This is a genomic window from Catenibacterium sp. co_0103 (assembly GCF_004168205.1).
Lineage (GTDB): Bacteria > Bacillota_I > Bacilli_A > Erysipelotrichales > Coprobacillaceae > Catenibacterium > Catenibacterium mitsuoka_A.
Genome location: NZ_RCYB01000132.1, coordinates 1 through 3,965, shown reverse-complemented (window position 1 = coordinate 3,965; position 3,965 = coordinate 1). Strand labels below are relative to the sequence as shown.

Below are 3,965 nucleotides of genomic sequence, written 5' to 3'. Positions count from 1 at the left end.
ATATAATCATAACCAATAGAAAATAAGTTATAGCCTTCAAGGCGCTTAATGCTGAAAAGTTTATAATTCTGAAGCAAGTCATAAATAATGACTAACATAAGAATGAAATAGAAGGCAGCTAAACACACAATAATCCATATCATATAATCAACCTGACCACCTGAATCATTGAGGTCTTTTATAGATATATGTAGTGTTGCATTCATTTCATTCTTGAATTGATTAAACGACTGTTCATTTGGAAAAGTGACATATACTTCTCCTTCTAGTTGATATCCATCACTCAATAGCTTATCTAAATGATAAACATTAAAAGTGAATGTATGATCAAACATAGGAGTAGATTTAACATATTGGTTCTTTGCATAAGTCAAATAAACATATTTCTTATAATGGTTATCTTTATTCTTAGTGATAAACAAATTGCCTTGATATTTATCTAAACAATTTTCTACAGTATGTAATATCTGAGTCGAATCATTATTCATAATATCATGAGGAATTTGAATAGAATAAAAGCCAGGTAATTCTTTTTCTGCATATACAATATGATTAAAGTATTCATGACTTGTGAGTGTATAACTTACAGAAAAGAAGTTACATGTAAGGATACAAAAGATGATAATAATCGCTTTTTTCATAGTAATCTCTCTTTCATATGCACTCTAACATAATAAAAACTGCACTTACATTTAATTGTTGTAAAGTGCAGTTTATTGTTGTCTAGTGAATGACATCAAAGAGAATAATGCCATTGACTAGATAATGGTCTATTTGTTGGTATTGATTGATTCCATGATATTCATTCACGATTTCATTAATAATTGTAAGTCCAATACCATGATCATCTTTATTCTCTTTACTTGTATAGCCTTCTTTAAGCGTTACAGGCTGATTAATTGAGTTTCTTATTTGTATATAGAGATGACTGTTTTTATTTTTAAAAGAGATAGAAACATTACTATCTGTTGTTTTAGAAGAAGCTTCAAAACTATTCTTAAATAGATTATAAATTAACGATGACAGCTTTGAATCATCCATTGTGATAGTTCCTAGTATTTGATCATCTATTGAACTATGTACTTGAGGATATTCTTCTTTGAAATACTGATATAGCATATTAATGATATGATTCTGTGAATCATTATTCGCCTTATATAAGTGATGACTGAGTGTATCTAAATAAGGAAGTAACTGATCTTGTTGGTTTAAATAATAGTTCTTGATCATAAGAAGCTGTTTATTGTAATTATGTTTGAATTTTCTAAGTTCCTGATATTTATGTGTATAAGAAGAAAGATATGTCTGCTGCAGCTGGATGATTGTTTCTAGATTCTGTTTTGATATGTCTTCTTTTTTCTTTTCATAATTCATTTTCAAGCAGAAATACAGTAAGAGCATCAATAATAGTGATGTAATGAGAAATAAAATGATATTCCATTTTATACTCTTATTCATAGAAATATAAAGATTAGTTAATAAGATAAGCTGTGCTGATAATAATATACAGACAGAAGATAGAATAATCAGAATAGAGTTATTAATGATTAAGTGTTCTCGCTTTGTGACAAAACAAAGGAGAGTTATAAGAATTAATGACACAAGTGCACTGATGAATGACTGGTTATTGATCTCATAGAAGGATAAGAATGAATTGATACATATTTGGAAAAATACCATGACAATATAAGAAGAAATGAATTCTTTCATAGAATCTAAGGATGGACCAAATATAAAAATATAAGCGATAAACATTAAGACAATATTGATGATGGAGGGACTGATTTCTTTCTTTAATGCAATCACAATTAAAGAAGTTAAGAAACAAATCATTCCCTTAACACAATGGTGTTTATTGAACTCTTTATTGAATAATAAATAACTGATCATCAAAACATTCAACATGAGTAGTATTTGTTCGCAAAATGAAATCATAGTGTACTCCTTATATAGTCATAATAGCTTTGTTGGATATCTTTGAGTTTACCTCTACTGATCTTGATTATTTCAGAAGTTGTGAGTGTGAGTTCTAAGTGATTGATATCTTTTAAATAATCAAAGTTAATAATATATGACTTATGAACACGATAGAAAGGGAAGTAAAGTTCTTTTTCCATATCTTTTAACGATTTGCGAATGAGATAATCTTTATTATGTGTATGGATTATTGTATAAACATTATCTGCCTTTAAGTAGATGATTTCTTTATAATCAATCATCTGATCATCTAGATAGATACAATCTGTCTTTGATATTTGAAGTAGATATCTTTCTAAGTCCTGTGACAAGGTATGACTGTTTTTTAATAAATAGGCAACTACATGATTACCGAATGCTTCTATCATTCTATCCTGGTATGAAGAGAGAAAGATAATAGGAGTATGTGTTTTTAAAGAGTTCTTAGTCAGAATACCATCTCCATCATTCATTTCTACATCTAACATAATAAGAGAAAATGTATCTTTACTACTTAGAAATGCATTACCAGAAAAGAAGTGAGATACTTTAAAAGGGATAGGGTATTTAAATAATATAGAAGTAATCATTTCTTCTAACTTCTGATGAATTACTTGATCATCATCTACAATCGCAATATGAAACATAACATCCTCCTTGTTTAGAGAGATAATAAGAAATATATGATATTTTGTCAATTATTGTATATAATCCCTAAGAAGACTAGGATTTATTATTACATTGTTTGACCAGTAAATAATAAATCCTTATAATAGGGAAAAAGGAGTGGGGAGAATGGCGAAAACAATTGTTGGTGCAGTACTAGAAAATGATCCAGCATCACGTAACTGGTTTAATGTAATATTGAACTATCCAGGTGTACATGCTATCTTTTTTTATCGCATCAATCATTTCTTATGGACAAAATGTCATATGAAATTAATTGCACGTTTCCTGTCACAGGTAGCACGCTTTTTTACAGGGATTGAAATACATCCAGGTGCAACGATTGGCAAACGATTATTTATAGACCATGGTATGGGAGTAGTAATTGGGGAAACAACCATTATTGGTGATGATTGTTTATTATATCAAGGTGTGACTCTTGGTGGGGTAGGTACAGGAGAACATACATGTAAAAGACATCCGACCTTACACAATAACGTAATGATTTCTGCAGGTGCAAAAATCATTGGGGATATTACTATTGGAGATAACAGTATTGTAGGTGCAAATTCAGTTGTATTGAAAGATGTACCACCTAACTGTACAGTAGTAGGTGTACCTGGTATGATTGTGAAAGAGAATGGTGTTAAAGTACATCGCGAATTATAAAAAGGGGCATCAGCCCCTTTATACATGTCTCAGTAGCTCAGCTGGATAGAGCATTCGCCTCCTAAGCGAAAGGTCGTAAGTTCAAATCTTATCTGGGACGCCAGAAAGCAACGCCGAGAGCCTAATTACAAGGTTTCTCGGCTTTTTTATATTCAATTCGTCAAGATATTTATGTTGGTTTATAAAGTTTCCTAACATAAATCGAACTTTAAACCATCCGCTTTTGGGGTAAGTGTTACATACATTTCGTATATTTCACAAAAGTCAAAAGATAGTCTACAATTCAATCATAAGGAGGTGTTCCTGTATGTTTGGAATAGAAAAGAAATACCATATCTATATTAACGATGAAGAGTATGATTGTATTTTTCATTGTTTGATTGATTTGAAAAACAATTTGTTAATGCAAGGACGATATACAGATGCTATTGATGATGTCCTTATAAAAGTTCTCAATGCTAAGAAAAAGAAAATAAATGTAGTTTTTCAGTAATAATAAACAATGCCCCCCTGTGATTAGGAGTAACTAAATAGACTTGGGGTTTACTCAAGCTTTGAAAAAGTCAGGGGTATGAACTCCTGGCTTTGCTTTTATGCTGTCAACTTTTTAGGGGCAGTTTTCTGCTATCTGTTTTGTTTATTTCATAAATCATTTATCATGTTCTTAAGGTCAA

General features: G+C 30.3%; 5 protein-coding genes and 1 tRNA gene. 3 read left to right on the top strand and 3 right to left on the bottom strand.

From position 1 onward, the window contains the following. The 3 genes from EAI80_RS12200 to EAI80_RS12190 all read right to left on the bottom strand — a co-directional run. Positions 1 to 641, bottom strand: a 641-nt coding sequence (locus EAI80_RS12200) for a hypothetical protein (RefSeq protein WP_129982254.1), incomplete at its 3' end; no start/stop codon positions are given. 82 nt (positions 642 to 723) lie between these two features. Beyond that, complete coding sequence (locus EAI80_RS12195) at positions 724 to 1,935, bottom strand: GHKL domain-containing protein (RefSeq protein WP_129982253.1); 1,212 nt, start codon at positions 1,933 to 1,935, stop codon at positions 724 to 726. Further along, on the bottom strand, positions 1,932 to 2,603 hold the full coding sequence (locus EAI80_RS12190; protein ID WP_129982252.1) for a LytTR family DNA-binding domain-containing protein: 672 nt from the start codon (positions 2,601 to 2,603) through the stop codon (positions 1,932 to 1,934). The genes EAI80_RS12195 and EAI80_RS12190 overlap by 4 nt, the downstream gene beginning before the upstream one ends. 148 nt (positions 2,604 to 2,751) lie before the next feature. Between EAI80_RS12190 and cysE the strand changes: the two genes are divergently transcribed. From cysE to EAI80_RS12175, 3 genes are all read left to right on the top strand, one after another. Further along, positions 2,752 to 3,291: a serine O-acetyltransferase gene (gene cysE / locus EAI80_RS12185; RefSeq protein ID WP_022425388.1), complete on the top strand. Its 540-nt coding sequence runs from the start codon at positions 2,752 to 2,754 to the stop codon at positions 3,289 to 3,291. A 26-nt stretch (positions 3,292 to 3,317) separates the two neighbouring features. Further along, positions 3,318 to 3,394: transfer RNA gene (locus EAI80_RS12180), tRNA-Arg, on the top strand. 204 nt (positions 3,395 to 3,598) lie between these two features. Further along, positions 3,599 to 3,784, top strand: a complete 186-nt coding sequence (locus tag EAI80_RS12175) for a hypothetical protein (RefSeq protein ID WP_129982251.1) — start codon at positions 3,599 to 3,601, stop codon at positions 3,782 to 3,784. The last annotated feature ends 181 nt before the right edge of the window (positions 3,785 to 3,965 follow it).

What these genes read in the sequence shown, in the direction of transcription:
- EAI80_RS12195 (WP_129982253.1), bottom strand. Translation starts at nt 1,935, where the DNA reads ATGATTTCATTTTGCGAACAAATACTACTCATGTTGAATGTTTTGATG.
- EAI80_RS12190 (WP_129982252.1), bottom strand. Translation starts at nt 2,603, where the DNA reads ATGTTTCATATTGCGATTGTAGATGATGATCAAGTAATTCATCAGAAG.
- cysE (WP_022425388.1), top strand. Translation starts at nt 2,752, where the DNA reads ATGGCGAAAACAATTGTTGGTGCAGTACTAGAAAATGATCCAGCATCA.
- EAI80_RS12175 (WP_129982251.1), top strand. Translation starts at nt 3,599, where the DNA reads ATGTTTGGAATAGAAAAGAAATACCATATCTATATTAACGATGAAGAG.